This window comes from Streptomyces sp. NPDC002564 (assembly GCF_042889645.1).
In the GTDB taxonomy this organism is placed as follows: Bacteria; Actinomycetota; Actinomycetes; order Streptomycetales; family Streptomycetaceae; genus Streptomyces.
This window is the reverse complement of record NZ_JBIARE010000008.1, coordinates 114,600-138,904: the sequence shown is the minus strand read 5'-3', so window position 1 is coordinate 138,904 and position 24,305 is coordinate 114,600. Positions and strand designations below refer to the sequence as shown.

General features: G+C 73.3%; 22 protein-coding genes. 4 read left to right on the top strand and 18 right to left on the bottom strand.

From position 1 onward, the window contains the following. Window positions 1–331: 331 nt before the first annotated feature. Together ACFYXE_RS27205 and ACFYXE_RS27200 are read right to left on the bottom strand one after the other, a co-directional pair. Window positions 332–535 (bottom strand): hypothetical protein, encoded by a 204-nt coding sequence (locus ACFYXE_RS27205; RefSeq protein WP_361180468.1) that lies wholly within the window; start codon window positions 533–535, stop codon window positions 332–334. Between the two features lie 197 nt (window positions 536–732). Next, window positions 733–996 carry a hypothetical protein gene (locus ACFYXE_RS27200; protein ID WP_361180467.1) on the bottom strand — a complete coding sequence of 88 codons (264 nt, stop codon included), beginning with the start codon at window positions 994–996 and terminating at the stop codon, window positions 733–735. Between the two features lie 196 nt (window positions 997–1,192). On the opposite strand from ACFYXE_RS27200, the gene ACFYXE_RS27195 reads away from it, so the two are divergent. Then, the gene (locus ACFYXE_RS27195) at window positions 1,193–2,542 is read left to right on the top strand and encodes a protein kinase (protein WP_389316463.1); all 1,350 of its coding nucleotides are present in this window, start codon (window positions 1,193–1,195) and stop codon (window positions 2,540–2,542) included. Window positions 2,543–2,591: 49 nt separating this feature from the next. Here the strand turns inward: ACFYXE_RS27195 and ACFYXE_RS27190 are convergent, their stop codons facing one another. The 10 genes from ACFYXE_RS27190 to ACFYXE_RS27145 all read right to left on the bottom strand — a co-directional run bounded on the left by ACFYXE_RS27190 (window position 2,592) and on the right by ACFYXE_RS27145 (window position 16,154). Beyond that, window positions 2,592–3,410, bottom strand: coding sequence for an RNA methyltransferase (locus tag ACFYXE_RS27190; RefSeq protein ID WP_361180466.1), 819 nt, complete (start codon window positions 3,408–3,410; stop codon window positions 2,592–2,594). 151 nt (window positions 3,411–3,561) lie between these two features. Beyond that, window positions 3,562–4,794: a uroporphyrinogen-III C-methyltransferase gene (cobA, locus tag ACFYXE_RS27185; protein ID WP_389316460.1), complete on the bottom strand. Its 1,233-nt coding sequence runs from the start codon at window positions 4,792–4,794 to the stop codon at window positions 3,562–3,564. A 149-nt stretch (window positions 4,795–4,943) separates the two neighbouring features. Further along, window positions 4,944–8,966: a nicotinate-nucleotide--dimethylbenzimidazole phosphoribosyltransferase gene (cobT, locus tag ACFYXE_RS27180; RefSeq protein ID WP_389316458.1), complete on the bottom strand. Its 4,023-nt coding sequence runs from the start codon at window positions 8,964–8,966 to the stop codon at window positions 4,944–4,946. A 357-nt stretch (window positions 8,967–9,323) separates the two neighbouring features. Further along, complete coding sequence (gene cbiE / locus ACFYXE_RS27175; protein ID WP_389316456.1) at window positions 9,324–10,553, bottom strand: precorrin-6y C5,15-methyltransferase (decarboxylating) subunit CbiE; 1,230 nt, start codon at window positions 10,551–10,553, stop codon at window positions 9,324–9,326. A gap of 174 nt (window positions 10,554–10,727) precedes the next feature. Then, entirely contained in the window at window positions 10,728–11,411 is a 684-nt protein-coding gene (locus ACFYXE_RS27170) for a GNAT family N-acetyltransferase (protein ID WP_389316840.1), read from the bottom strand. A gap of 152 nt (window positions 11,412–11,563) precedes the next feature. Continuing rightward, entirely contained in the window at window positions 11,564–12,379 is an 816-nt protein-coding gene (locus ACFYXE_RS27165) for a MetQ/NlpA family ABC transporter substrate-binding protein (protein WP_389316454.1), read from the bottom strand. 2 nt (window positions 12,380–12,381) lie between these two features. Beyond that, window positions 12,382–13,218 carry a MetQ/NlpA family ABC transporter substrate-binding protein gene (locus ACFYXE_RS27160; protein WP_389316452.1) on the bottom strand — a complete coding sequence of 279 codons (837 nt, stop codon included), beginning with the start codon at window positions 13,216–13,218 and terminating at the stop codon, window positions 12,382–12,384. 78 nt (window positions 13,219–13,296) lie between these two features. After that, on the bottom strand, window positions 13,297–14,040 hold the full coding sequence (locus tag ACFYXE_RS27155) for a methionine ABC transporter permease (RefSeq protein WP_389316450.1): 744 nt from the start codon (window positions 14,038–14,040) through the stop codon (window positions 13,297–13,299). Beyond that, window positions 14,037–15,095 carry a methionine ABC transporter ATP-binding protein gene (locus ACFYXE_RS27150; protein WP_389316447.1) on the bottom strand — a complete coding sequence of 353 codons (1,059 nt, stop codon included), beginning with the start codon at window positions 15,093–15,095 and terminating at the stop codon, window positions 14,037–14,039. The genes ACFYXE_RS27155 and ACFYXE_RS27150 overlap by 4 nt, the downstream gene beginning before the upstream one ends. A gap of 411 nt (window positions 15,096–15,506) precedes the next feature. Next, entirely contained in the window at window positions 15,507–16,154 is a 648-nt protein-coding gene (locus ACFYXE_RS27145) for an HAD family hydrolase (protein ID WP_361180919.1), read from the bottom strand. Window positions 16,155–16,294: 140 nt separating this feature from the next. On the opposite strand from ACFYXE_RS27145, the gene ACFYXE_RS27140 reads away from it, so the two are divergent. Both ACFYXE_RS27140 and ACFYXE_RS27135 read left to right on the top strand, forming a co-directional pair. Then, window positions 16,295–16,654, top strand: a complete 360-nt coding sequence (locus ACFYXE_RS27140; RefSeq protein ID WP_361180920.1) for a hypothetical protein — start codon at window positions 16,295–16,297, stop codon at window positions 16,652–16,654. Between the two features lie 7 nt (window positions 16,655–16,661). Then, window positions 16,662–17,111: a hypothetical protein gene (locus ACFYXE_RS27135; protein ID WP_389316836.1), complete on the top strand. Its 450-nt coding sequence runs from the start codon at window positions 16,662–16,664 to the stop codon at window positions 17,109–17,111. A 173-nt stretch (window positions 17,112–17,284) separates the two neighbouring features. On the opposite strand, the gene ACFYXE_RS27130 is transcribed toward ACFYXE_RS27135, so the two are convergent. The 3 genes from ACFYXE_RS27130 to ACFYXE_RS27120 form a co-directional block, all read right to left on the bottom strand. Further along, window positions 17,285–17,797, bottom strand: a complete 513-nt coding sequence (locus tag ACFYXE_RS27130; RefSeq protein ID WP_389316444.1) for a GNAT family N-acetyltransferase — start codon at window positions 17,795–17,797, stop codon at window positions 17,285–17,287. A 37-nt stretch (window positions 17,798–17,834) separates the two neighbouring features. Then, the gene (locus tag ACFYXE_RS27125) at window positions 17,835–18,362 is read right to left on the bottom strand and encodes a sigma-70 family RNA polymerase sigma factor (protein ID WP_361176342.1); all 528 of its coding nucleotides are present in this window, start codon (window positions 18,360–18,362) and stop codon (window positions 17,835–17,837) included. Between the two features lie 116 nt (window positions 18,363–18,478). Beyond that, a complete protein-coding gene (locus ACFYXE_RS27120) occupies window positions 18,479–19,660 on the bottom strand; it encodes a glycerophosphodiester phosphodiesterase (protein WP_361176340.1) in 1,182 nt (393 codons plus the stop codon). Between the two features lie 366 nt (window positions 19,661–20,026). On the opposite strand from ACFYXE_RS27120, the gene ACFYXE_RS27115 reads away from it, so the two are divergent. Beyond that, window positions 20,027–20,716 carry a lysophospholipid acyltransferase family protein gene (locus ACFYXE_RS27115; RefSeq protein WP_389316833.1) on the top strand — a complete coding sequence of 230 codons (690 nt, stop codon included), beginning with the start codon at window positions 20,027–20,029 and terminating at the stop codon, window positions 20,714–20,716. 458 nt (window positions 20,717–21,174) lie between these two features. Here ACFYXE_RS27115 and ACFYXE_RS27110 read toward each other — a convergent pair whose 3' ends face one another. The 3 genes from ACFYXE_RS27110 to ACFYXE_RS27100 form a co-directional block, all read right to left on the bottom strand. Continuing rightward, a complete protein-coding gene (locus ACFYXE_RS27110) occupies window positions 21,175–22,716 on the bottom strand; it encodes an MFS transporter (RefSeq protein WP_389316441.1) in 1,542 nt (513 codons plus the stop codon). After that, a complete protein-coding gene (locus ACFYXE_RS27105; protein ID WP_389316439.1) occupies window positions 22,713–23,264 on the bottom strand; it encodes a TetR/AcrR family transcriptional regulator in 552 nt (183 codons plus the stop codon). Before ACFYXE_RS27105 ends, ACFYXE_RS27110 begins: the two co-directional genes overlap by 4 nt. A 64-nt stretch (window positions 23,265–23,328) precedes the next feature. Beyond that, a complete protein-coding gene (locus ACFYXE_RS27100; protein WP_389316437.1) occupies window positions 23,329–24,303 on the bottom strand; it encodes an aldo/keto reductase in 975 nt (324 codons plus the stop codon). Window positions 24,304–24,305: the final 2 nt, after the last annotated feature.

The window sequence follows — 24,305 nt, the reverse complement described above, 5'->3', positions numbered from 1 at the left end:
GCGGGGCTGCCGACGCGGGGCTGCCGACGCGGGGCTGCCGACGCGGGGCTGCCGACGCGGGGCTGCCGACGCGGGGCTGCCGACGCGGGGCTGCCGACGCGGGGCTGCCGACGCGGGGCTGCCGATGCGGGGCTGCCGACGAAGCGTACGGGCAGCGGGGCCCGGTGGACGCAGGCCGCGTGAACACCGGGCCCCGGCCCGGCGGGCATGGCAATGCCCGCGCAGCTCCCCAGCTGCGCGGGCATTTTGCCGTCCGCCGCACCCCCGTCCCCACGGGGTTTCATGGCCGGATGTCCCCGCCCGGACCGCTCTTCCGGGCCTGGGGCGCCGCTCAGCGCCCCAGCATCACGCCCACGGACGACGCTTGTGTGACCACTGCGTCCCAGCCGCCGAAGACGACCACGAGCAGGGCTGCCAGGGGGAGGACCATGGCCGTCGCCACCAAGGGATGGCGCGTGCCGGACGGGCGGACGCCGAGCGCGGAGAACCTGCGCCCGTGCGTACGGATCATGGTCCGCGGTGCCGTGTCCGCCATGATTCCTCTCCTGACCGCTTCGATGCGAATGTGCAGCGGCGAGTGTCTGACCTCGGGGGACGAGTGCTGCACCCGCCGCTTGACCTCAAATCTAGGCGCGGCGCGCGTGCCGGGCGTCATGCCTTCGTACCGATTGCCGGGCCTCCCGGAGGATGACCGACCGGCGTGCACGTACTCCCGTGGGTGGAGACGGGGGCCTAGGACTCGGGGTCTTCCCGGAGGCGACGGGCCGCCTCGGAGCTGTCCTCCCTCGGGACGGGCTGCTCGACCAGGGCCAGGACCCGGGTCGCCATGAACCGCGCGGTGCGCACCACGGACCCGCTGCGGGTGACTTCGCTCACTTCCACCACTCCCCTGCGGACCGCTGTCTCCACCCGGCGACCAGCCCGGCTCGCCACCACTTCGTACGTCCGTGTCGTGTCTCCTGCGTCCACGACGATCTCCACGCGATCACCCTTCACGGGATCAATCCCCCTTCAGTGACGGATGGTTGGGAATCGGAGCGGGAGCAACGCCCCCTCGGCCCCCGTCCCCTGACCACTCTTCAAGTTTCCCACCCGGCACTGACAATCGATCGGCCCACGAGGGCGCGGCCTCTGCACGTGCCCGGCCGCGGAAACGTAAGCTGTGGCTCGTCAGACGGACCGGGTAGCGGGGATGGACATGGCGATGATGCGGCTCCGGCGCGAGGACCCGCGTGTCGTCGGCTCGTTCAGGCTGCACAGGCGCCTGGGCGCCGGCGGCATGGGGGTCGTCTATCTGGGGTCGGACCGGCGGGGGCAGCGCGTCGCCCTGAAGGTGATCCGGCCCGACCTGGCGGAGGATCAGGAGTTCCGCTCGCGGTTCGCCCGCGAGGTGTCGGCCGCCCGGCGCATCCGGGGCGGCTGTACCGCGCGGCTGGTCGCCGCCGACCTGGACGCGGACCGGCCGTGGTTCGCCACGCAGTACGTGCCCGGGCCCTCGCTGCACGACAAGGTCGCCGCCGAGGGGCCGCTCACCGCGGCCGAGGTGGCCGTCGTGGGATCGGCGCTGGCCGAGGGGCTCGTGGCCGTGCACGAGGCCGGTGTCGTGCACCGCGACCTCAAGCCGTCGAACATCCTGCTGTCCCCCAAGGGCCCGCGGATCATCGACTTCGGCATCGCCTGGGCGACCGGCGCCTCCACGCTGACGCATGTGGGCACCGCCGTGGGCTCGCCCGGCTTCCTCGCTCCCGAACAGGTGCGCGGTGCCGCGGTCACGCCCGCGACCGACGTCTTCGCGCTCGGCGCCACCCTCGCGTACGCGGGCATGGCGGACTCTCCCTTCGGGCACGGCAGTTCCGAGGTCATGCTCTACCGCGTGGTGCACGAGGAGGCGCAGCTGCACGGCGTGCCCGACGCGCTCGCGCCGCTCATCAGGGCCTGCCTGGCCAAGGACCCCGAGGAGCGGCCCAGCACGCTCCAACTGTCGCTGCGGCTGAAGGAGATCGCCGCCCGCGAGGCCCAGGGCCTCGGCGACGTGCGGCCGCCCGCGCCGCGCCAGGACCACGACCGGCCGACGGGCCGGCTCGCCGAGAGCTACGCCGAGGAGCGCACCCAGCGGCGGCCCGCCCCGGGCGCCACTCCCCCGCCGCGGTCGGGACCGCCGCGCACCGGCTCGTCCCGGCCCAACGCCGCGCGGTCGGGGTCGCGCCCCTCGGGGCCGCGCAACACCACGCGCTCGGGCAGCAGGCCCGCCCCGCGCAGCGGTACCGGACGGCCTGGGCCCCGCACCACGGGCACGGGCCGCCGGGGACCCGCCAATCCGCGGCTGCTGCGCCAGCGGCTCTTCGTGTTCGTGGTCGTGACGCTGCTGGTGGCGCTCGCCATCGCGGCGGCCCAGGGCTGCCAGGGTCCCGCGCGCGGGCTCGGCGGCGACGGGCGCGACCTCAAGCAGCACACGCGGCCCGTGGCCCCGGCGCCGGACGGCGCTCTCCTGGCCGGTCCCGCGCCGACGGTGCGGCGGGACGGCCAGGGCTCGTCGTCCTAGGAGCGTCGTCTGCCCGCGGGGCGGGCTCGGCGTCCGGCCGGGCCGGGGCTCAGTGCCGCGGGCGGCCCGTCGCCACGGCGTAGAACGCGACCGCGGCGGCCGCGCCCACGTTCAGCGAGTCGACGCCGTGGGCCATCGGGATGCGGACCCATTCGTCGGCGGCGACCAGCGCCTGGGTGGAGAGGCCGTCGCCCTCCGCGCCGAGCATCAGCGCGACGCGGTCCATCCGGTGCGGTGCCGCCTCGTCCAGGGACGTGGCCTTCTCGTCCGGGGTCAGCGCGAGCAGGTCGAAGCCCGCCGCGCGCACGCCCTCCAGGCCCTTGGGCCAGGACTCCAGGCGGGCGTACGGGACGGAGAAGACGGCGCCCATCGACACCTTCACCGACCGGCGGTAGAGCGGGTCCGCGCAGTCCGGGGAGAGCAGCACCGCGTCCATGCCGAGGGCGGCGGCGGAGCGGAAGATCGCGCCGATGTTGGTGTGGTCGTTCACCGCCTCCATGACGACCACCCGGCGGGTGGTCGCGAGGAGTTCGTCGGCGGTGGGCAGCGGCTTGCGCTGCATGGAGGCGAGGGCGCCGCGGTGCACGTGGTAGCCGGTGACCCGCTCGGCGAGCTCGGGACTGACCGCGTACACCGGGGCCGGGAGCTCGTCGATGACGTCGCGCATGACGTCGACCCACTTGGCCGAGAGCAGCATCGAGCGCATCTCGTACCCGGCGTCCTTGGCCCGTCTGATGACCTTCTCGCCCTCCGCGATGAACAGCCCCTCGGCCGGTTCGCGCTTGCGGCGCAGCTCGACGTCGGTCAGGCCGGTGTAGTCGCGCAGGCGCGGGTCGTCGGGGTCGTCGACGGTGATGAGATCAGCCACAGGGTGATACTGCCTTGTCCTGGGTGTGGTGCCAACGGCTCCGGACGGGTTCCGTTACCGCTGGTTACGTGCGGGGGCTTCGGGGCGGGTGGTGCGGGTGGGGCGCCGGGGGTCGGTCACGCGGAGTGCGCTCACCGACCGGCCGGTGCCCTCAGGCGGGGTTCGGGAGCCCCACGGTCACCACGTCGCCGACGACGATGACGGCGGGGGGCTTCACCTCGTGGGTGCGCACCGCCTCGCCGACCGTGCCCAGCGTCGCGTCGACGCGGCGCTGCGCGGCCGTCGTGCCCTCCTGGATGAGGGCGAGCGGGGTGTCGGCGGCCTTGCCGTGGGCCATCAGGGTCTGCGCGATCTTGCCTATCTTGTCCACGCCCATCAGGATCACGAGCGTGCCGCGCGACTTGGCCAGGGCCGCCCAGTCGACGAGGGACCGCTCGTCGTCCGGGGCCACGTGGCCGCTGACCACGGTGAACTCATGGGCGACCCCGCGGTGGGTGACCGGGATGCCGGCGGCCGAGGGCACGGAGATCGAGCTGGAGATGCCGGGGACGACCGTGCAGGCGATACCGGCCTCGGCAAGCGCCTGGGCCTCCTCCATGCCGCGCCCGAAGACGTAGGGGTCGCCGCCCTTGAGGCGGACGACGGCCTTGCCCTGTGCCGCGTGCTCGATCAGCGCGTTGTTGATCGCCTCCTGGGCCATGAAGCGGCCGTAGGGGATCTTCGCCGCGTCGATGACCTCGACGTGCGGCGGCAACTCGTCGAGGAGGTCACGGGGGCCGAGGCGGTCGGCGATGACGACGTCGGCGGCGGCGAGCAGGCGCCGGCCGCGGACGGTGATCAGGTCGGGGTCGCCGGGGCCGCCGCCGACGAGGGCGACGCCCGGGGTCCTGGTGCGCAGGTGGGGGGCGACGAGGCTGCCGTCGCGCAGGCCCTCGACGACCGCGTCGCGGATGGCGGCGGTGCGGCGGGGGTCGCGGTCCTGCACGTCGCTGGAGAGGACGGCGACGGTGACGCCCTCGGAGCGGCCGGTGGCCGGGGTCCAGGCGGTGGCGGCCTCCGCGTCGTCGGAGCGCACGCACCAGACGCGGTGCGCCTCGGCCTCCGCCGACGCCCGGGTGTTCGCGTCCGCGTCGCTGGTGGCGATCAGGGCGTACCAGGCGCCGTCCAGGTCGCCCTCCGCGTACCGGCGCCGGGTCCAGATGAGCTCGCCCGCGTCCGCCATGGCCTCGACGGACGGCGTCGCCGACGGGGATACGAGGGTGATGTCCGCGCCCGCCTTGATGAGGGCCGGCAGGCGGCGCTGGGCGACCTGGCCGCCGCCGAGGACGACGACACGGCGGCCGGTCAGGCGGAGGCCTACGGGGTAGGCGGGGTGTTCGGCCATGGCGGATGGCTCCTCGTACGGGGCGTTGCGGCTGCCGCTGCGGCGCTGGAGCGGCCCTTTTGACGTGCGGATCAAGTATGGCTGGGGCGGGGCCGGGGTTCTCCCCCGAGCCCCGCCCGTACCGCGTCCGGGGCCCGGCCCCGGGGCGGCTACTTCTCGGTGACGCCCGCCGAGTCGAACGTGGCGACCTCGTGCATGGCGCGGGCCGCGCTCTGCACGACCGGCAGCGCGAGCAGCGCGCCGGTGCCCTCGCCGAGGCGCAGGTCCAGGTCGACCAGGGGGCGCAGGCCCAGCTTGTTCAGGGCCGCCACATGGCCCGGCTCGGCGCTGCGGTGGCCCGCGATGCAGGCCGCGAGGACCTCGGGGGCGATGGCGCGGGCGACCAGGGCCGCCGCGCCCGCGCTGACGCCGTCCAGGATCACGGGGGTGCGCAGGGAGGCGCCGCCGAGCAGCAGGCCGACCAGTGCCGCGTGCTCCAGGCCGCCGATCGCCGCGAGGACGCCGATCGGGTCCGCCGGGTCGGGCCGGTGCAGGTCCAGGGCGCGCCGGACGACCTCGACCTTGCGGGTGTGCATCTCGTCGTTGATGCCCGTGCCGCGGCCGGTGACCTCGGCCGGGTCGGTGTCGGTGTAGACGGCGATCAGGGCGGCGGACGCGGTGGTGTTCGCGATGCCCATCTCGCCGGTGAGCAGCGCCTTGTTGCCCGCCGCGACCAGGTCGCGGGCCGTCTCGATGCCGACTTCGACGGCCGCCTTGACCTCTTCACGGGTCAGGGCGGGTCCGGTGGTCATGTCGGCGGTGCCGGCCCGCACCTTGCGGGGCAGCAGGCCCGGCGTGGCCGGGAGTTCGCCGGCCACGCCCACGTCGATGACGCAGACCTCGGCGCCCACCTGGTTGGCGAAGGCGTTGCAGACCGCGCCGCCGCCGAGGAAGTTGGCGACCATCTGCGCGGTCACCTCCTGGGGCCAGGCGGTGACGCCCTGGGCGTGCACGCCGTGGTCGCCCGCGAAGATCGCGACGGCCGCGGGCTCCGGGATGGGCGGCGGGCACATCCGGGACAGGCCGGAGAGCTGGGCGGAGATGATCTCCAGCATGCCGAGCGCGCCCGGCGGCTTGGTCATCCGCTTCTGGCGTTCCCACGCCTCGCCGAGCGCCTTGGCGTCCAGCGGGCGGATGTTGGAGACGGTCTCGGCGAGCAGGTCGTGCGGGTCCTCGCCGGGCAGCGCGCGACGGCCGTACGTCTCCTCGTGGACGACCCAGGACAGCGGGCGCCGCTTGGACCAGCCGGCCTGCATCAGCTCGGGCTCGTCCGGGAATTCGTCGACGTAGCCCACGCAGAGGTAGGCGACGACCTCCAGGTGCTCGGGCAGGCCGAGGGCGCGGACCATCTCGCGCTCGTCGAAGAAGCTGACCCAGCCGACGCCGAGGCCCTCGGCGCGGGCGGCGAGCCAGAGGTTCTCGACCGCGAGGGCGGAGGAGTACGGGGCCATCTGCGGCTGGGTGTGCCGGCCCAGGGTGTGGCGGCCGCCGCGGGTGGGGTCGGCGGTGACGACGATGTTCACCGGGGTGTCGAGGATCGCCTCGATCTTCAGTTCCTTGAACTGCTTCGCGCGGCCCTTGGGGAGCGACTTGGCGTACGCGTCGCGCTGCCGCAGCGCCAGTTCGTGCATGGTGCGCCGGGTCTCGGCGGACTTGATGACGACGAAGTCCCAGGGCTGCGAGTGGCCGACCGAGGGGGCGGTGTGCGCGGCCTCCAGGACGCGGAGCAGCACCTCGTGCGGGATGGCGTCGGAGCGGAAGCCGTTGCGGATGTCGCGGCGCTCGCGCATCACGCGCAGGACGGCCTCGCGCTCGGCGTCGGCGTAGCCGGGGGCGGCGGTGCCCGGGGAGACCACGGGCTCGGCCGGCTCGGCCTCCGCCGCGTCCTCGACGAGGAGCCGCGGGACCCCGGCGTCCGCCACGGCATCGGCCGCCAGGAGCTCGGGGGCCTCCCCGGCGTCCGGTGCCGTGCCCGCCTCGGGGGCGTCGGGCGCGGCGGCGGGTGCCGGGGCTTCGGGGGCTTCGGTGCCCCGGACCGTCCCGGCCTCGGGGGCGGGGAGGGGGGCGTCAGGCGCTTCGGCCATCTCGGGTGCTTCGGCCACTTCGGTCACTTCGTTCGCTTCGATCGGTTCGAACGAGATGACGTCGTCGGCCTCGTCCAACCCTTCGGCCGGGTCGGCCGTCTCGGGGGCGGCGGGGAACTCGGTCGGAGCCGCCGCCGAGGAGACAATACGGGGCACACCGGAGACGGGCGGGGCCTGGGGGGTGTCCACGGCCGCGGGCGGCGCCTCGGCCGCCGGGGCCTGCGGGGCGCCCTCGTCGGCGGCGACCGGCCCGGTCGCCCGAACTGCCGCGTCGGGCACGGCATCCGGGTCCGCGGCGGGCTCGGCGCCCTCGCGCGGGGCGGGCACCGCGGCGGCGGGCTGCGCCGGGCTCCGGGGCGTCGCCTCCGCGCGGGGCAGGTCCTCGGGGACGAGGGCGTCGGCGGGCAGGGCCTCCGGCGTCACGGCGTCCGGGGGCCGCACGGCGGCGGGCGCGGCCACGGCCGGGTCGGCGGGCGCGGCCTGCGCCTGCGCCTGCGCCGCCGGGTCGGATGCTTCGGCGCCGGGGGCGGCGGTGTCGTCCTGGCCCGCCACGTCCACCGGGGCGTCCTCGGCGGCCGGGACGTCCTCGGGCACGGTGAGCGGGTTCGGCGGCGTCGGCGCCAGGTGCGGCGTGGTCGGGACCGAGCCCTCCACCGGCACGAACTGGCCGAGCGGCGCGGGTTCCTGGGTACCGCCGAGCTCGTCGGTCCGGGGCGCGCCCGGGGCGGCGGGGTCCTGCGGGCCCTGCTGCTCGGGGTGGTGCGGGCCCGGCGCGGCGTGCCGGGCCTCGGGGGCCCGGCCGCCGTCCTGGGCGTGGTCGCCCCCGGCGTGCGGCGCGCCGACGGGCGCGGCATGCGTGCCCTGTCCGGCGTCGGCGGCGAAGCCGGGCTGTGCGATGCCCTCGGCGTGCGCGGCCTGCGGGCCGTCCCAGGGCTGGGCAGAGGCGACGGCGAACGCGGGCTGTCCGACCGCCGCGGGCACCGCGTCGGCGAACGCGGGCCGCCCGGCCATCGCGAGGTGCGGGTCGGCGGCCGGTACCTGTTGCTCCCCCGCCGCGGCCCATGCCTCCTGCGGCACGTCCTGGCCGGCGTACCGCGCCTGGGCGGGCACCTGGTCCGGCGACGGCGCGTGGGCCGGGGCGGGCGCCTCGGCGGGCAGCTCGTCGGGGGCCTGCGGTGCGGGGTGCGGGGCGTCCGCGGCGGCCCGGGAGTCGGCGGTCTCCGCGGGCTCCTGCCGCTCCGGTGCGGACTGCGGCGCCGGTGTGACGGGCGGGGCCTCCGTGAGGTCCGGGGCGGCCGCGGCCTCGGGGACGACCGTTTCTGCTGGTACGGGGTGGGCGACCTGGTCGGACTGCGCCGGGGCCTGCGGCTCCTGGGCCTGCGGGGCTCCCCAGGGGGTGCCGCCCTGCGGTGGGATCTCGCCGAGCGGCGGGGCGGGCATTCCGGCGGCGTCGCGCGGGATGTCGAGGTACTCGGGGCCGGTCGGCGGTCCCGCGTGGCGCGCCGGGGCGGCGTGCTGCGGCGGTGTCGCGCCGGCCGGGCCGCGGTCGGCGAGCGAGCGCACCGGGCTGCCCGTGCCGTCGGGCACGGCCGGCCCCGACGGGCCGCGGTGCAGCGGCCTGCGGGCGGGGCCCGGGTGGGAGGGGGCGGGCGTGCCGCCGGGCAGCCGGACGCCGTTCAGGTCGACGGAGCCGCTGTCCCGGCCGGAGGTCTCGTGCGGACCCGGCTGGTGGGCGGCCGCCGCACGGGGCTGCTGCGCGGCCGGGGCCTGCTGAGCCGCCTGGCCGTGCCCCTGGGCCTGCCCCTGGACCGGGTGGCCCTGGGCCGCCTGCGCGGCCTGCGCCTCGCTCCACGCGCCCTGGGCGCCCGGCATCAGCAGCAGATCGTCGTCGTCGAGGACGGGCGTCCCCGAGGGGTCGGCGAAGGCGTACGCACCCGGTGCGGGAACGCCCGGCTGCTGCGCCCCCATGCCCTGCACGGGCCCGGAAGGCACACCGTTGCCTGCGCCCTCCGGCAGTCCCTCACCCGGGACCTGGCCGGTGTCGGTCATGCGTAACCCCTCGCCCATCGGTTAGTGCTTCTTCGACCGCCCCTCAGCCTTCGGCCGGGGAGGCCCCATCGCCCGGAGCGGCGCACCAACCGCCCGTCATCCTCAACGAGCGTGCGCGCCCCGCGGCACGAACCGCGCGCCGGACACCAGGCATTGTCCCTGTCCGCCCGCCACCGTGGCAGCGTGATCGGCCACGGCCCGCTGTGGACTGCGCCACGTTGCGCGTCCTCCGGTCATGCCGTACCACACACACCCCCCAAACCGGGTGGGCTTTCCGGACATTGACCAACGAACTGCTGGGCACCCGGGTGCAGTACAACGATCGGCCAGCCTACCGCGCACTGTGCGCCGGGCGGGTCACGGGGAACGATCGGGCAACCGCCCGGAGAGCAGGAACACCACGGTCCGCTTCTCCTCGCGCCACGCCCGTGTGTCGAGCTCGACGGACTGCAGGAGGGCGCACTCGACGGCGTATCCGTGCTCGCTGAGATCCCGCCCGATGAGTTCGGCGGCGTCGCGTGTCGCGGCGTGCGTCACGATGCGCTCCGGACGGCGGTCGGCGACCGCAGAGACCACCGCGGCTCCCCCGCCGCCGACCCGCACGACGTCCGGTTCGGGGAGGTCCTCCAGGATGTGCGGGGCGGTGCCGTGCACGGTCTGCGCCTGGACGCCGAAGCGGCGGACGGCGGCCGTGGTGCGGCCCAGCGCGTCCGGGTCGCGGTCGACGGCGATGACGGCGGCACCGAACCGCGCGGCCTCCGCGGTGAAGGCGCCGCTGCCGCTGCCGATGTCCCAGACGAGGTCGCCCACCCGGGGTCCGATGCGGGCGAGTTGCGCGGCCCGCAGCCGGTCGCCCTCCCCCTCGCCGAGCCAGATGTCGCCGCCGTACTCCGCGGCGGGCAGCGCCCAGCCGCGGGACCCGGTGACCGGCTCGCGCCCGGCGATCCAGCCGGTGTCGCGGGAGGCAGGCACGCCGGAGCCGCCGGAGCCGCCGATGACGATGACCACGTTCGGGTCGCGCCAGGTGTGGTCGGCGGCCTTGTCGGAGGTGACGACGGAGACCTGTTCGCGGTCGGTGCCGAGCTCCTCGCAGATCACGAAGGTGCGGTGGACGCCCTCCATGAGCAGGCCGAGCTCGGCGGGCCCCGCGCCGGGCGAGGTGAGGACGGCGACCTTGGTGTGGGCACGGCAGACGTTCACCGCGCGGCGCAGCGTGCGGCGGTGGGCGACCACGACCTCCGCGTCGTCCCAGGGCATGCCCGCGCGGGCGAAGGCCTGGGCGACGGAGGACACGGCGGGCACCACTTCGACCTCCAGGCCGAATTCCGGGGCGCGCAGGGTGCGGACCACCCCGAAGAAGCCGGGGTCGCCGTCGGCGAGGACGACGGCGGTGCCGCGGTGGGCGGCGATGCGGCGGGCGGCGAGGGCCACGCTGCCGAGGCGGATCCGCTCGGCGCGGGCGGGGAGCTCGTCCAGCGCCAGGTGGTGGGCGGCGCCCGCCACGAGCGTCGCGGCGCTGAGCGCGGAGCGTGCCGCGGCCGTCAGCGGCGTACCGTCCCAGCCGATCACCGTGACCCGGTCGGCCATCGTCGTCTGTCTCCTGGGTTCTCGCGGGTCGTCAGTGCGGGGCCGTGGCTGCGGGGGATCGACCGCGCACGCGGCCAACGGCGAGCGTACCTGCTGGGAGCCGGATGCGACCGGGGCCGGGGGCCGCGTGCCCCGGCGGGCCCGGGGCGGGCCGGGCGGCGCGGGGCCGTGGGGTCAGTTCCAGTCGGAGTAGGCGGAGAACCCGCTGTCGGCGAGACTCTCGGAGACGCCTTCGAGGTCCTCGGGGAGCAGGCTCCACACGATGAGGTCGGTGCGCAGCTCGATCCAGCCGCCGAAGGGGTCGCCGCCGTTCCTCGTGCGCGCTATCCAGGCGCCGCGCAGGACGCCCTCGCTGATGCAGCCGATCTTCTGGGCGACCTGCTGGGCGGCGGTGTTGTCGGCGGCGGTGCGCAGCTCCATGCGCTCGAACTTCTGGTCGTGGAAGAGCCACTCGGCGGTGGCGAGCGCCGCCTCCGAGGCGTAGCCCTCGCCGCGGGCCCAGGGGGCGACGACGTAGTTGAGCTCGGTGGAGCGCACCCGCCAGTCGGTGCCGCGCAGTTGGACGATGCCGACGAGGCGCTGGGTGAGGAACTCGGTGACGGCGAGCACGATGCCGCGGCCCTCGGCGCGCTCGGCGGGGGCGAGGCGGGTGATCCAGTCGCGGGCGTCGGCCTCGGTGTAGGGCTGGGGCACCGAGGTCCAGGCCGTGACCAGTTCGTCGTTCATCATCTCCGCGTACGCGGGGACGTCCGCCTCTTCGAGGGGGCGAAGGACCAGCCGCTCCGTACTGATGGAGATGTCGGGAAACCCCGAAGAGCCCGATGCGCCCGAGGAGGCTGTAGTCATGCGCCGCTCCATAACCTTCATAGACCTGAAGGAGACCTGAAGGACCTTCACCTTTCGGTCCGCTGAAGTGACCAGCATGCAGCATGCACGGGCCCGGACGCACCACGGGGTCCTCTCCCGATGCGGGAGAGGACCCCGTGGACGGACCCCGTACGGGCGGTCGTTCAGCCCGTACGGACGGGCAGGACGGACCCCTTGTACTTGTCCTCGATGAACTTCTTCACCTCGGGCGAGGTCAGCAGCTTGGCCAGCTTGCGGACCTGCGGGTCGTCCTGGTCGCCCTTCTTGACGGCCAGGATGTTGTTGTAGGGGTTGCCCTTCGGGGACTCCAGGACGACGGCGTCCTTCTTGGGGCTGAGTCCGGCGTCGAGCGCGTAGTTGTTGTTGATGACCGCGCCGCCGAGGTCGTCCAGCGAGCGCGGGAGCTGCGCCGGGTCGAGCGGCTTGACCGTGAGGTGCTTCGGGTTGGACGTGATGTCCTCGGGCGTCGCGGTGCCGCCGACGCCCTTCTTGAGCCCGATCAGGCCGTGCGAGGCGAGCAGTTGGAGCGCCCGGCCCTCGTTGGTCGTGTCGTTCGGCACGCCCACGGTCGCGCCCTTGGGCAGGGCGGCGACGTCCTTGACCTTCTTGCTGTACACACCCATCGGGGGCAGGTACACCTCGGTCACCGGCACCAGGTCCGTCTTCTTGGACTTGTTGAACTCCGTGAGGAACGGGGCGTGCTGGTACAGGTTGGCGTCGAGCGAGCCCTCCTGCAGCGCGGTGTTCGGGGTGTTGTAGTCCGTGAACTCGCGGATCTCGAGGTCGAGTCCCGCCTTCTTCGCGAGATGGTCCTTGATGTACGTGAGGACTTCGCCGGCCGGGGTCGGCGTGGCGCCGACGACGAGCTTGTCGCCGTCGGCGGAGTCCGCGCCGCACGCGGTGAGGCCGAGGCTCAGAGCCAGGGCGCCCGCCGCGGCGGCGATGACGGAGCCGCGCATGCTCAGAAGGCCGCGACGACGGCGCCGTCGTACTTCTCGTCGATGAACTTCTTGACCTCGGGCGAGGTGAGGAGCTTGGCGAGCTTCTTCACGCGCGGGTCGTTCTCGTCGCCCTTCTTGACGGCGAGGAAGTTGCCGTAGGGGTTGCCCTTCGCCTTCTCGGCGACGATGGCGTCCTTGGCGGGGCTGAGGGCGGGCTTGGCCTCCAGCGCGTAGTTGCCGTTGATCACCGCGGCCTGGACGTCGCTCAGGGTGCGGGGCACCGCGGGGGCCTCGAGCTCCTTGAACTTGATGTTCTTGGGGTTCTTGGCGATGTCCTTGGGGGTGGCCGTGTAGCCGACGCCCTTCTTCAGCTCGATGAGGCCGTTCTCCTCGAGCAGCTTGAGCGCGCGTGCCTCGTTGGTGGTGTCGTTCGGGATGGCGACGGTGGCGCCGTCCTTCAGGTCGTCGAGCTTCTTGACCTGCTTGGAGTAGACGCCGAGCGGCTCCAGGTGAACGGTGGCTCCCGGGACGGGCACGATGTCCGTGCCGTTCTTCTTGTTGAAGTCGTCCAGGTACGGCTTGTGCTGGAAGTAGTTCGCGAAGACCTCACCCTGCTGAACGGCGTTGTTCGGCGTGATGTAGTCGGTGAACTCCTTCACCTCGAGGTCGAGGCCGGCCTTCTTGGCGAGGTTCTTCTGGACGTAGTCCAGGATCTCGCCCTGCGGGGTCGGGGTGGCGGCGACGACGAGCTTGCCGTCCTTGTCGCCCGCGGCGTCCTTGGAGCCGCAGGCGGAGAGCCCGAGGGTGAGGGCTCCGGCGGCGAGGACAGCGGTGGTGATCTTGGCGGTGTTACGCACGAAAAGTGCCTTTCTCCATGGGTGGTGCCGGTGGTGCAGCCCCGCGTGGGTGGCGGGGAGGTCTGCGGTGGGTCCGGGTCAGCCGGTCTTGGCGGTCGACTCGGCGGCGACGGCGGGCCGTGCGCCGCGCAGCGGCCGGAACAGCAGCAGCGGTCCGGAGGCGCCGCCGCGCTTGTGCAGCCTGCGGGCGGCGTAGTCGCCCGCGAACTGGATGATCGAGATGACCACGGCGAGGATCGCCACGGTGATCCACATCAGCTCGGTCTCGAAGCGCTGGTAGCCGTAGCGCAGGGCGAGGTCGCCCAGGCCGCCGCCACCGACCGTGCCCGCCATCGCGGAGTAGCCGATGAGCGCGACGATCGTGGTGGTGGCGCCGGAGATCAGCGAGGGCAGCGACTCCGGGACGAGGACCTTGCGCACGACGGTCCAGGTGGAGCCGCCCATCGACTGCACGGCCTCGACGAGCCCGCCGTCGACCTCACGGACCGAGGTCTCGACCAGGCGCGCGAAGAAGGGGATGGCGCCGACGGCCAGCGGCACGAGCGCGGCCTCACGGCCGATCGTGGTGCCGGTGACCCAGCGGGTGAAGCCCATCAGGGCGACCATCAGGATGATGAAGGGCATCGAGCGGGCGATGTTCACGACCTGCCCGATCACCTTGTTGAGGACGGCGTTCTGCAGCAGGCCGCCGCGCTCGGTGAGGACGAGCAGGATGCCGAGCGGCAGTCCGGCGACGACGGCTATCAGCGTCGACCAGCCCACCATGTAGAGGGTGTCCCAACACGCCTGCTCCAGCAGGGGCTGCATCTCCGACCAGGTCACTTGGCACCTTCCTTGACCAGCAGCGTCTCGTCCTTCGGGGCGGGCGCGGGGTCGTCGCCCGCGATGTCCACCTGGAGGCCCTGCTCGCGCAGGAAGCCGATCGGGACGACGTTCTCCTCGAAGCGGCCGGGCAGTTCGATGCGCATGCGGCCGACCTGCTTGCCCGCGACGGTGTCCATCGCGGCGCCGAGGATCGAGATGTCGATGTTGTACGTGCGCGACAGCTGGGAGATGACCGGCTGGGTCGCGGCCTCGCCGTGGAAGGTCACGTCGACGACGGTGCGGTTCTCGCCGGTGGCGTCGCCGCTGACCGGGAAGAGCGCGGCGGCGAGCTCGGAGCCGGGCGTCGCGAGCAGCTCGGTGACGGTGCCGGACTCGATGATCTGTCCGCGCTCCATGAGGGCCGCGGAGTCGCAGACGCTCTTGACGACGTCCATCTCGTGCGTGATGAGCAGGACGGTCAGGCCGAGCTGCCGGTTGAGGTCGCGCAGCAGCTGGAGGATGGAGCGGGTGGTCTCGGGGTCGAGGGCGCTGGTCGCCTCGTCGGAGAGGAGCACCTTGGGGTCGCCGGCCAGGGCGCGGGCGATGCCGACGCGCTGCTTCTGGCCGCCGGAGAGCTGGGCCGGGTAGGACTTCGCCTTGTCGGCGAGGCCGACCAGGTCGAGCAGTTCGAGGGCCTTGCGGGAGCGCTGCTGGCCGCTCAGGCCGAGGATCTCCAGGGGCAGCTCGACGTTGTCCTGCACGGTGCGCGAGGACAGCAGGTTGAAGTGCTGGAAGACCATGCCGATGCGGCTGCGGGCCCGGCGCAGTTCCTTGCCCGCGCGCGGGCCGCGTCCCGCCAGGGCGGTGAGGTCCTGGCCGGCGACGGTCACGGTGCCGGAGGTGGGGCGCTCCAGGAGGTTGACGCAGCGGATCAGCGAGGACTTGCCGGCGCCGGACTGGCCGATGACGCCGTACACCTCGCCCTCGCGGACGTGCAGGTCGACTCCGTCGAGAGCGGTTACTTCACGACCGCGTGAGCGGTAGACCTTGGTGAGGCCGGAAGTGGTGATCACAGGGGATTCCGTCACTGTCGAGTGCGCGGCGCGGGTGTGGCCGGGCACGGGGCATTCGTTCGGAACGCGGCACGGTTCTCGCGGTGGTGGTGCGGGGGAACCGGAGGACGTGTGCGCGGGGCAGGCTCGCTTCCTACGTCGACTTGTCGACTCCGTCGAGTACGTCGATCAGGAGCGCGGCACAGCGGCTTCGCTTCGGGGCGCGAGGCTCTTCAGTGGTGCGGGGGCCCTCAGAAGGCGCACATTCGACACATACAACGAGCACCGGGCGTCGTGATCGCCTCGGTCGCAAGGGTGCGGCTGCTCGTCGTGGTCATGGACCAAGTAAAACACGCGTGAGGTGGCCGTCCACCATCGCTGTCCGGTATACGGACAGCGGTGGGACGGGGCCGGACACGCGGGACGGGCGGCTCAGCCGGCGAGGACGATCTCCACGCCACCCGTCGTGGCCTGCGCGGACACGGCGGAGAGGTCCTTGACGACGGCGTCGGCGGAGAGCTCGTCGGCCCGGTGGGTTGTGGTCAACGCCACGGTGGTCATGCCCGCCGCCCGGCCCGACTGGAGCCCGGCCGGCGCGTCCTCGAAGACGACGCAGCGCGCGGGGTCGGCGCCGAGCTTGTCGGCGGCGAGCAGGAAGGGCTCGGGGTCGGGCTTGCCGCGCGTGATGTCGTCGGCGGCGATGACGAGGCCCGGGCGGATGCCGACCTCGGCGAGACGGGCCTCGGCGAGCACGCGGGTCGCGGAGGTCACCACGGCCCAGCGGTCCTGGGGCAGGGAGGACAGGAGCTCCAGGGTGCCGGGCAGCGCCACGACGCCGCCCGCGACGTCGGAGACCTCCAGCTCCTGGATGCGGGCCACCGCCCCGGGCACGGTCTCGGGGGGCAGCAGGTCGGCGGCGATCTCGGCGGCCGGGCGGCCGTGCAGCTCGACCCGGGCGAACTCCTCGGCGGTGATCCCGTACTCCTGCGCCCAGCGGGTCCAGCAGCGGTACACCGACTCCATCGAGGAGATGAGGGTGCCGTCGTTGTCGAACAGGAGCGCGTCAGCATGGATCTTCATGGTGACCGAGCGTACGGGTCGCAGGTCGGGGGCGCGCATCGGGCCGAGGACCGCCGCCGTCCGGGCCGCGGGTCCCGGGCGTCACGGGGCCGCAAGGGCCGCGCGCGGAGGGCCGGAGGACCCGTAATAAAGTCACGGGCATGGTTGATGCCCTGACGATCGCGGTCTCCGTGGCCGCGCTCGCCCTCGCCGCCTGGTGCGGTTTCGCCGCGTACCGCGACCAGCCGACCAAGGACTGGCACTTCATCGGGATGGGTGTGGTGACGCTGCTCGCCGCCGTCCAGCTGATCGTCGGCATCGTCCAGCTCGCGCGCGGCGAGGAGGCCGACCAGGGCACGACGATCTTCGTCTCGTACCTGCTGGGTGCCTTCGCCTGCGTGCCCGCCGCGGGCTTCATGTCCCTCGCCGAGCGCAGCCGCTGGGGTTCCCTGACGGTCGCCGCGGGCGGTGTGGTCCTCGCCGTGCTCGAAGTGCGGCTCTACGACATCTGGGGAGGCTGAGGTGACGGTGACCGGTCCCGGCAGGAACGACGAGGCGGCGCGGGACGACTCCCCCGGACGCCAGAAGCTGATCAAGGGCCCCGGCATCCTGCTGGTGTGGCTGTACGGCGTGATGGTCGTCGGCGCCGTGTCCCGCTCGGCCGTGCAGATCTCCACGGACTTCGGCAAGGCCCCGCTCGCGTACTCGCTCTCCGCGCTCGCGGGCCTCGTCTACGGCTTCATCACGTACTCGCTGGTGCGCGGCGGGAGCACGGCCCGCACGGCGGCGCTGGTGTGCTGCGCCGCCGAGCTGGTCGGCGTGCTCGGGGTGGGGACCTGGACGCTGGTGGAGCCGTCGGCCTTCCCGGACGCCACGGTCTGGTCGGACTTCGGGATGGGCTACCTCTTCATCCCGGTGATCCTGCCGGTGACCGCGATCTTCTGGCTGACCAGGGCGCGCCGGGCCGCCGGCGCCTAGGGCGTGTTTCGAAAGTGGCGTCGTCCGCCCGCAGGGCGGGCTCGGCGGCGTCTGGTGCGTGCGATCGCAAGGCGGAGGGTCGCCCCGATACTGGGTGTATCGGGGTGATCCCGACAACGCGGCGAGCGTGCGTGCCAGGCGTCGCCGAGCAGACGGGACTTTCGAAACACGCCCTAGGCGCTGGCCACGAAGGCGGCGGCGTCGGCCTCCTTGGCCAGGGTGAGCTGGGTGAGCCGTTCGTTGACGCGCCGGCTGGCGACGGCCGCGTAGCCGTGCTTGCGGTAGAGCTGGAGGTTCTGCTCGCTGCGGTGGCCCGTGAAGAGCTGGAAGCACTTCGCGCCGCCCTCCGCGCCGAGCCGCCGCTCGATCGCGTCGAGGAGCCGGCCGCCCAGGCCGTGCCGCTGCATCCGGGGGTGCACGACGAGCTTGCCGATCCGTGCCGTGCCGTCGGCGTCGACCGTGCCGCGCACGGAGGCCACCACCTCGTCGCCGAGGCGGGCCACCAGGACGGTGCCCGCGGCCAGTTCCCCCTTGAGCGAGTCGAGGGTCTGGGTCAGGGGTTCGATCGAGTAGTCGCCGTAGAGCTCGGCCTCGCTCTGGTAGCAGAGGTACTGCAGTTTCAGGATCTGTTCGGCGGCGTCCTGGTCGTCGGCCGCCGCCGCCGAGATGGTCACGCTCATGCCCATGTGTGCATGCCTCCCGCTCACCTGCTCCACCGGTTGTCTAACGCTCCCTTCCCCACGGCGTGGGAGCCGCAACCTCCGCCGCCAGCATTCTGCGCAGGCATCCCAGGCAACGGGAACGTTCCGGCCCCAGGCTGCCCTGTGACATTCCCAACTCCCCTGCGATTTCCCGGTAGGTGAGGTCCTCGGGGGACAGCAGTGCGGCCATGAGGCGGGCGCAGCGCGCGGGCAGCCTGCGCACCGCCGCGTGCAGGGCGCGGTACCGGTCGGCGGTCAGGGCGTGCTGCTCGGGGCCGCGCTCGGCGTCGTCGGCGGGTTCGGTGGCGTACGTCGCCTCCCGGCGGCCGGTGCGGCGGGTCAGGCGCGCCTCGGACCGGACGGCGCCGCGCAGCCAGCGGGCGGGGTCGGCGGGCGGCCCGTCGGACTGCAGGCGTTCCAGCAGGCGCAGCCAGACGGCCTGTTCGAGGTCGCCGGGGTCGGCGCCGGAGCCGGGCGCCTCCGCGGACGCCTCGGCGGCGAGCAGCGGGCGCAGGGCGGGGATCAGTGCGGGGAGGGTGTCGTGGGTCATGCCCGGCGGGACGCGGCCGCCCCGGCAGAAGGTTTCCGGAACGGCCGCCTGTCACCCCAACCGGGTCCGGGCGGACGGGCGTTGACGCACGTCGTCCGGCCGCCCGCGGGCGGGGCTCAGTCCTTGGCGAAGTCCGCGGCGGCGAGGAGCGCGGTGTCGCAGTTGTCGGAGAAGATCCCGTCGATGCCCGTCTCGAAGTACGCCTTGAAGGCGCCGAAGGCGTCGCCGTAGGCGTTCGGGTCGGTGCCCTTCCTGAAGTTCGTGGGCAGGAAGGTGTTCTCGTTGCGCATCGTGTACGGGTGCAGGATCAGGTCCGCCGCGTGCGCGTCCTTGACCAGCGTGGTCGGCGTGCCGAGGCTGCCGTCGGCGTTCTTCGGGACGACCAGGTCGAGGGTCGGGCCGATGCCCTGGGCGAAGCCGGAGATCCACGCCAGGCCCTGGGGCTTGATGAGGTCGGCGACGGTGCGCGGGTCGCCCGCCTCGACGAAGTCCCAGGGGCGGGAGTTCGCCGTGGACAGGAGCACGACGCGCGGCGCGGAGACCAGCTTGGCGAGCCGCTGGATGCTGCCGGGCTCGAAGGACTGCAGGAAGTTGGCCGCGTTCCTGTGGTGCCGGTCGTAGCGGCGCAGGAGCCTGGCGAGCGGCTCCTCCAGGCCGAGGCCCAGCTTGCGGAAGTAGGTGGGGTGCTTGGTCTCGATGTGCAGCCAGACCGGCTTGCCGCGCCGACGGCCCTCCTTCTGCGCCCACCGCAGCACCTCTTCGAGGGTGGGCACGTCCCAGCGGCCGTCGTAGAGGGTGTTGCGCTGGCGGGTGCCGGGGATACGCTCCTTGGCGCGCAGGGTCTTCAGCTCGGCGAGCGTGAAGTCCTCGGTGAACCAGCCGGTGAGCGAGACGCCGTCCACGGACTTGGTGGTCTTGCGGGACGCGAACTCGGGGTGCGCCGACACGTCCGTCGTCGCGGTGATGTCGTTCTCGTGACGGCAGACGAGATGGCCGTCCTTGGTGGGCACGACGTCCTGCTCGATGACGTGCGCGCCCATGTCGAGGGCCAGCTGGTACGAGCCGAGCGTGTGCTCGGGCCGATAGCCGCTGGTCCCCCGGTGCGCGACGACCGTCGGCACCGGCAGGGACCGGTAGCCGCCGTGTCCCCCGTGCCCGCCGCCGTGCCGCTCGTCGGCTCTCGCCACGCCGGGCACCCCGGCCACGGCCGTGCCGGCGCCGAGCACCGCCGCCCCCAGTACCGCGCGTCGCCCCGGGCTCGTCCGCGGCTGCTGCTGACCCGACTCCTGCGTCGCCATTGGCGCTCCTCCCGATGTACTGCTGCCTTGCACCTGACAAAGCGGGACCGATCGTAGGTGGCCGGGAGTGACGTGTGGGAGACCCTGGAGGGAACGGCGGGATGACGTGGCGCGGCGAATGGGCGCACCATGGAGGGGGCGGACCGCCCGCGCGGGCCGCCACGGACAGTGACGTGTACACGTGACAAGGACCACTGGTTCGGGCCACACCGGCCTCATGGGGATACGGTTGCCGCAAAGACGAAGGACCAGGGCAAGTCCCCGCAAAGTCAGGTCAACACTGCGTATCGAGTGCGTGAACCCGATGTGCAATCGGCACCGGCCCGCGAGTATCGTCCTCACCTGCGTTTACTCGTCGTCGACCCGTTGACACCGGAGGGCCTGTTGTCCCGTCTAGCGCTCATCAAGGCAGTGCTCGGACCGATCTTGCGCCTGATGTTCCGCCCACGGGTAGAAGGCGCCGAGAACATCCCGGGGACCGGGCCCGTCATTCTGGCCGGAAACCACCTGACGTTCATCGACTCGATGATCCTGCCGCTGGTGACCAACCGTCCGGTGTTCTTCATCGGCAAGGACGAGTACGTCACCGGCAAGGGGTTCAAGGGCCGCCTCATGGCGTGGTTCTTCACGGGCGTCGGCATGATCCCGGTGGACCGTGACGGTGGGCGCGGCGGGGTCGCGGCGCTGATGACCGGTCGGCGCATTCTCGACGACGGCAAGGTGTTCGGCATCTACCCCGAGGGCACGCGGTCGCCCGACGGGCGGCTGTACCGGGGGCGTACGGGCATCGCCCGGCTGACCCTCATGACGGGGGCGCCCGTCGTGCCCTTCGCGATGATCGGCACGGACAAGCTCCAGCCCGGCGGCAAGGGGCTGCCGCGGCCCGGCAAGGTGACGGTGCGGTTCGGCGAGGCGATGGAGTTCTCCCGTTACGACGGGATGGACCGCGACCGCTATGTGCTGCGGGCGGTGACGGACTCCGTGATGACGGAGGTCATGCTGCTGTCGGGGCAGGAGTACGTGGACATGTATGCGACGAAGGCGAAAGCGGCGTAGCCCTGCGGGGCTTGGGCGGTTCTTGGTGCGCCCGCACCGGTGCGGAGGTCTTTTCCTCGCGGCACCGGGGCGGGCGTTCGTCGTTCCGGCACCGTCGCCCACCTTTTTCGCGCAGTTCCCCGCGCCCCTGATGCCTCGGATCCGGACGTTCTTCGTCCGCGAGTCGCGCGGGGCTGAGTGCGCAGTTCCCCGCGGCCCTGATGCCTCGGATCCGGACGTTCTTCGTCCGCGGGTCGCGGGGGCTGAGTGCGCAGTTCCCCGCGGCCCTGATGCCTCGGATCCGAACGTTCCTCGTCCGCGGGTCGCGGGGGCTGAGTGCGCAGTTCCCCGCGACCCTGATGCCTCGGATCCGAACGTTCCTCGTCCGCGGGTCGCGGGGGCTGAGTGCGCAGTTCCCCGCGACCCTGATGCCTCGGGTCCGAAGATTCTTCGTCTGCGGGGTGGTGGGACGGGCCGGGTCAGTGGTGGGTGCCGTCTTCCAGTTTTTGGTTCTTCAGGAGGAACCACGCCACCGCCGCCGTGGCGAGAAGGACCACCGCTCCGACGCCCGACGCCAGTCGCAGGCCGTCCACGAACGCGTCCTGCGCCGAGGCGAGCAGGACGTCCGCCTCCTTGGCCGGGAGGGCCGACACCGACTCCACCGCGCCGCCCAGCGACTCGTGCGCGGCCGCCGCCACGTCGCCCGGCGTCCCCGGCGGAGCCGTGAAGTCGCGGTAGACGCCGGTGACGATGGAGCCGAGCAGGGCGATACCGAGGGCCGCGCCCAGCTCGTACGCCGTTTCGGACACCGCGGAGGCCGCGCCCGCCTGTTCCTTGGGAACACTGGAAAGGATGACGTCGGCGGTCACCGTGAAGGAGAAGCCCGCCCCGATGCCGACGACCAGCAGCGCCGCGCCCAGCAGCGGATACCCCGTGTTCTGGCTGAGCGCCGTGAGCGCGGCGAGCGAGAGGCCCACCGCGGCGAGGCCGCCCGCGACCACGATCCGCACCGAGAAGCGGCGTGCCACCATGCCCGCGACGAGACCCGCCGCCACCGCGCCGACCGCGGCCGGCAGTTCGGCGAGGCCCGCCTCGAACGGCCGCCTGCCCTGCACCAGTTGCAGGAACTGGGAGAGGAAGAAGACCAGGCCGGACAGGCCGAGGACGGTCAGCAGGTCGGCGAGGACCGCCCCGGAGAAGCCGCGGTTGCGGAACAGCCGCATGTCCAGGAGCGGCGCACTGAGCGTGAGCTGACGGCGGACGAACCAGGTGAGCGCGGCGACGCCCACCACGGCCGACGCGGCGACGTCCCAGCGCAGCCCGTGCGCGGCCGCCTCCTTGATCGCGTACACGACGGCGATCATGCCGATGAGGGACAGCGCGACGCTGATCAGGTCCCAGGGGCCGGGCGCCGGGTTCTTGGACTCGGGCAGGAACTTGATGCCGACGATCACGAGCACGGCCATCACCGGCAGGTTGATCAGGAAGACCGAACCCCACCAGAAGTGTTCGAGCAGGAAGCCGCCCACGACGGGCCCGACGGCCGCGCCCGCGGAGGCCATCGCGCCCCAGATGCCGACGGCGAGGCTGCGCTCGCGCGGGTCGTGGAAGATGTTCCGGATCAGCGCCAGCGTGGACGGCATCAGCGTCGCGCCCGCGACACCGAGCAGCGCGCGGGCCAGGATCATCATTTCGGGGCTGGTGGCGTAGGAGTTGAGGACCGACACCGCGCCGAACGCGACCGCGCCGGTGAGCAGCAGCTTCTTGCGGCCGATGCGGTCGCCGAGGCTGCCCATGGAGACGAGCAGACCGGCGATGACGAAGGAGTAGACGTCGCCGATCCAGAGCAGCTGGGTGCCGGACGGCTTGAGGTCCTCGCTGATGTACGGCGTAGCGAGGCCGAGCACGGTCGCGTCGACGGCGACCAGGAGCACGGCCAGCGCGAGGACGGCGAGGGCGAGCCAGCGGCCGGGGCTGCGCTCGGCCTGGGGCGCCGCCGTCCGCGGGTGGGTGCTGGTCATGAGTCCACTCTCCGCTGTGCGCCGCCGATCAGCAGCTCGGCGATCATGTACGAGAAGTCGTTGGCGGCCACCCGGCCGTCCTGGACGGCCCAGGCGCCGGAGCCGACGAGGCCGTAGAGGGCCTCGGTCAGCCAGGCGGGGGTCAGGTCGATGCGGAACTCGCCGCTCTCCTGGCCGCGCCGGAACAGCGCGGCGAGCCGGTCGTCGATGCGGTACCAGCCCATGTTCTGCGCGTCGCCCTCGAAGAGCTGGTTCTCGGTGTACAGGAAGGCGAGCAGCCCGGCGGCCGGCTCGATCTCCTTGACCAGGCGGCGCAGCGCCTCGCTCGCGCTGCCCGCGTCGAGTGCGGCCCGGTCCAGGGCGCCCTCGCACTCCTGGAGGCCGAGCTCCTCCAGGGCGCGCACGAGCGCGTCGCGGCCGGCGAAGTGGCGGTGGAGGGTCGCTCTGCTGATGCCCGCTGCGCGGGCGACCTCGTCCATCGTGGAGGTGGCTTTGCGGGTGAGCAGGGCCGCGGCGCTGCGCAGGACCTGGTCGCGATCGACTGACATGAGACAAGCCTAAGCCACGTGAGACAAAGATGTCTCACGCTTTACGGCCGATGGAGTGCTGCGGTCAGTTCCAGGGCAGCCGCGCGCGGCCCTCCCAGTACGCCGCGGGGTCCTGCGCCAGGCCCACCAGGCGCTCCACCTGCCCGGCGTCCAGGTCGACGGCGGCGGCGTGCAGGTTGGACACGAGCTGGACCGAGGTGGCGGCGCCGGAGAGGACCACGCCCGCCCACGGCTCGGCGAGCAGGACCGCGAGGGCCACCGCGTCGCAGCCGAGGCCGGTCGCCGCGGCCACCTCGCGCAGCTCGGGCGGCGCGTAGGGCCCGGCGAGCCGTCCGTTGGCCAGGCCCTCCTTGACGAGCACGGTCAGCCCCGCGTCGTGCGCCTCGGCGAGCGCGGGGCCCGCGGAGGTCTCCAGGACGTTGTACGTGGCCTGCACGGTGCGGAAGAGCGGCTCGCCGTCGACGGTCACGGCGAGGGCGGCGCGGATCGCGGCGGCCTGCTCGGGGCCGCTCACGGAGAGGCCGACCGTGACCCCCTCGGCCGCGAGCGCGGCGAGGCGGGCGTGCAGCTCCTTGTCGGTGAGCGCCGGGCTCTCGGGCGTCACCGAGTGCACCTGGTAGAGGTCGAGGCGGTCGCCGAGCAGCGCGTCGCTCTCGGCGCGCTGGCGGTCGTACGCCGCGACGCCGTGGTCCTTGACCTCGTGCGGGCCCTCGACCTCGGTCTGCCAGGCGGCCGTGTACGTGTAGCCCCACTTGCTGCCGACGACGACGTCGCGGATGTCGGGCCTGGCGTGCAGCCAGTCGGCGAGGAACTCCTCGGCCCTGCCGTAGGAGCGCGCCACGTCGAGATACCGGACGCCCGACGCGTAGGCCGCGTCCAGAAGTTCGAAGGTGCGCTCGCGCAACGCCTCGACGCTGCGGGAGGCCGGCAGGTCGCCGTCCCGGCCCAGCGTGATGTAGCCGGGCCTGCCGACGGCGGCGAGACCGAGCCCCAGGTGCGCGGTCGGGGTGGTGGCTGCGGCCAGCCGGGCGAAGGGCATCG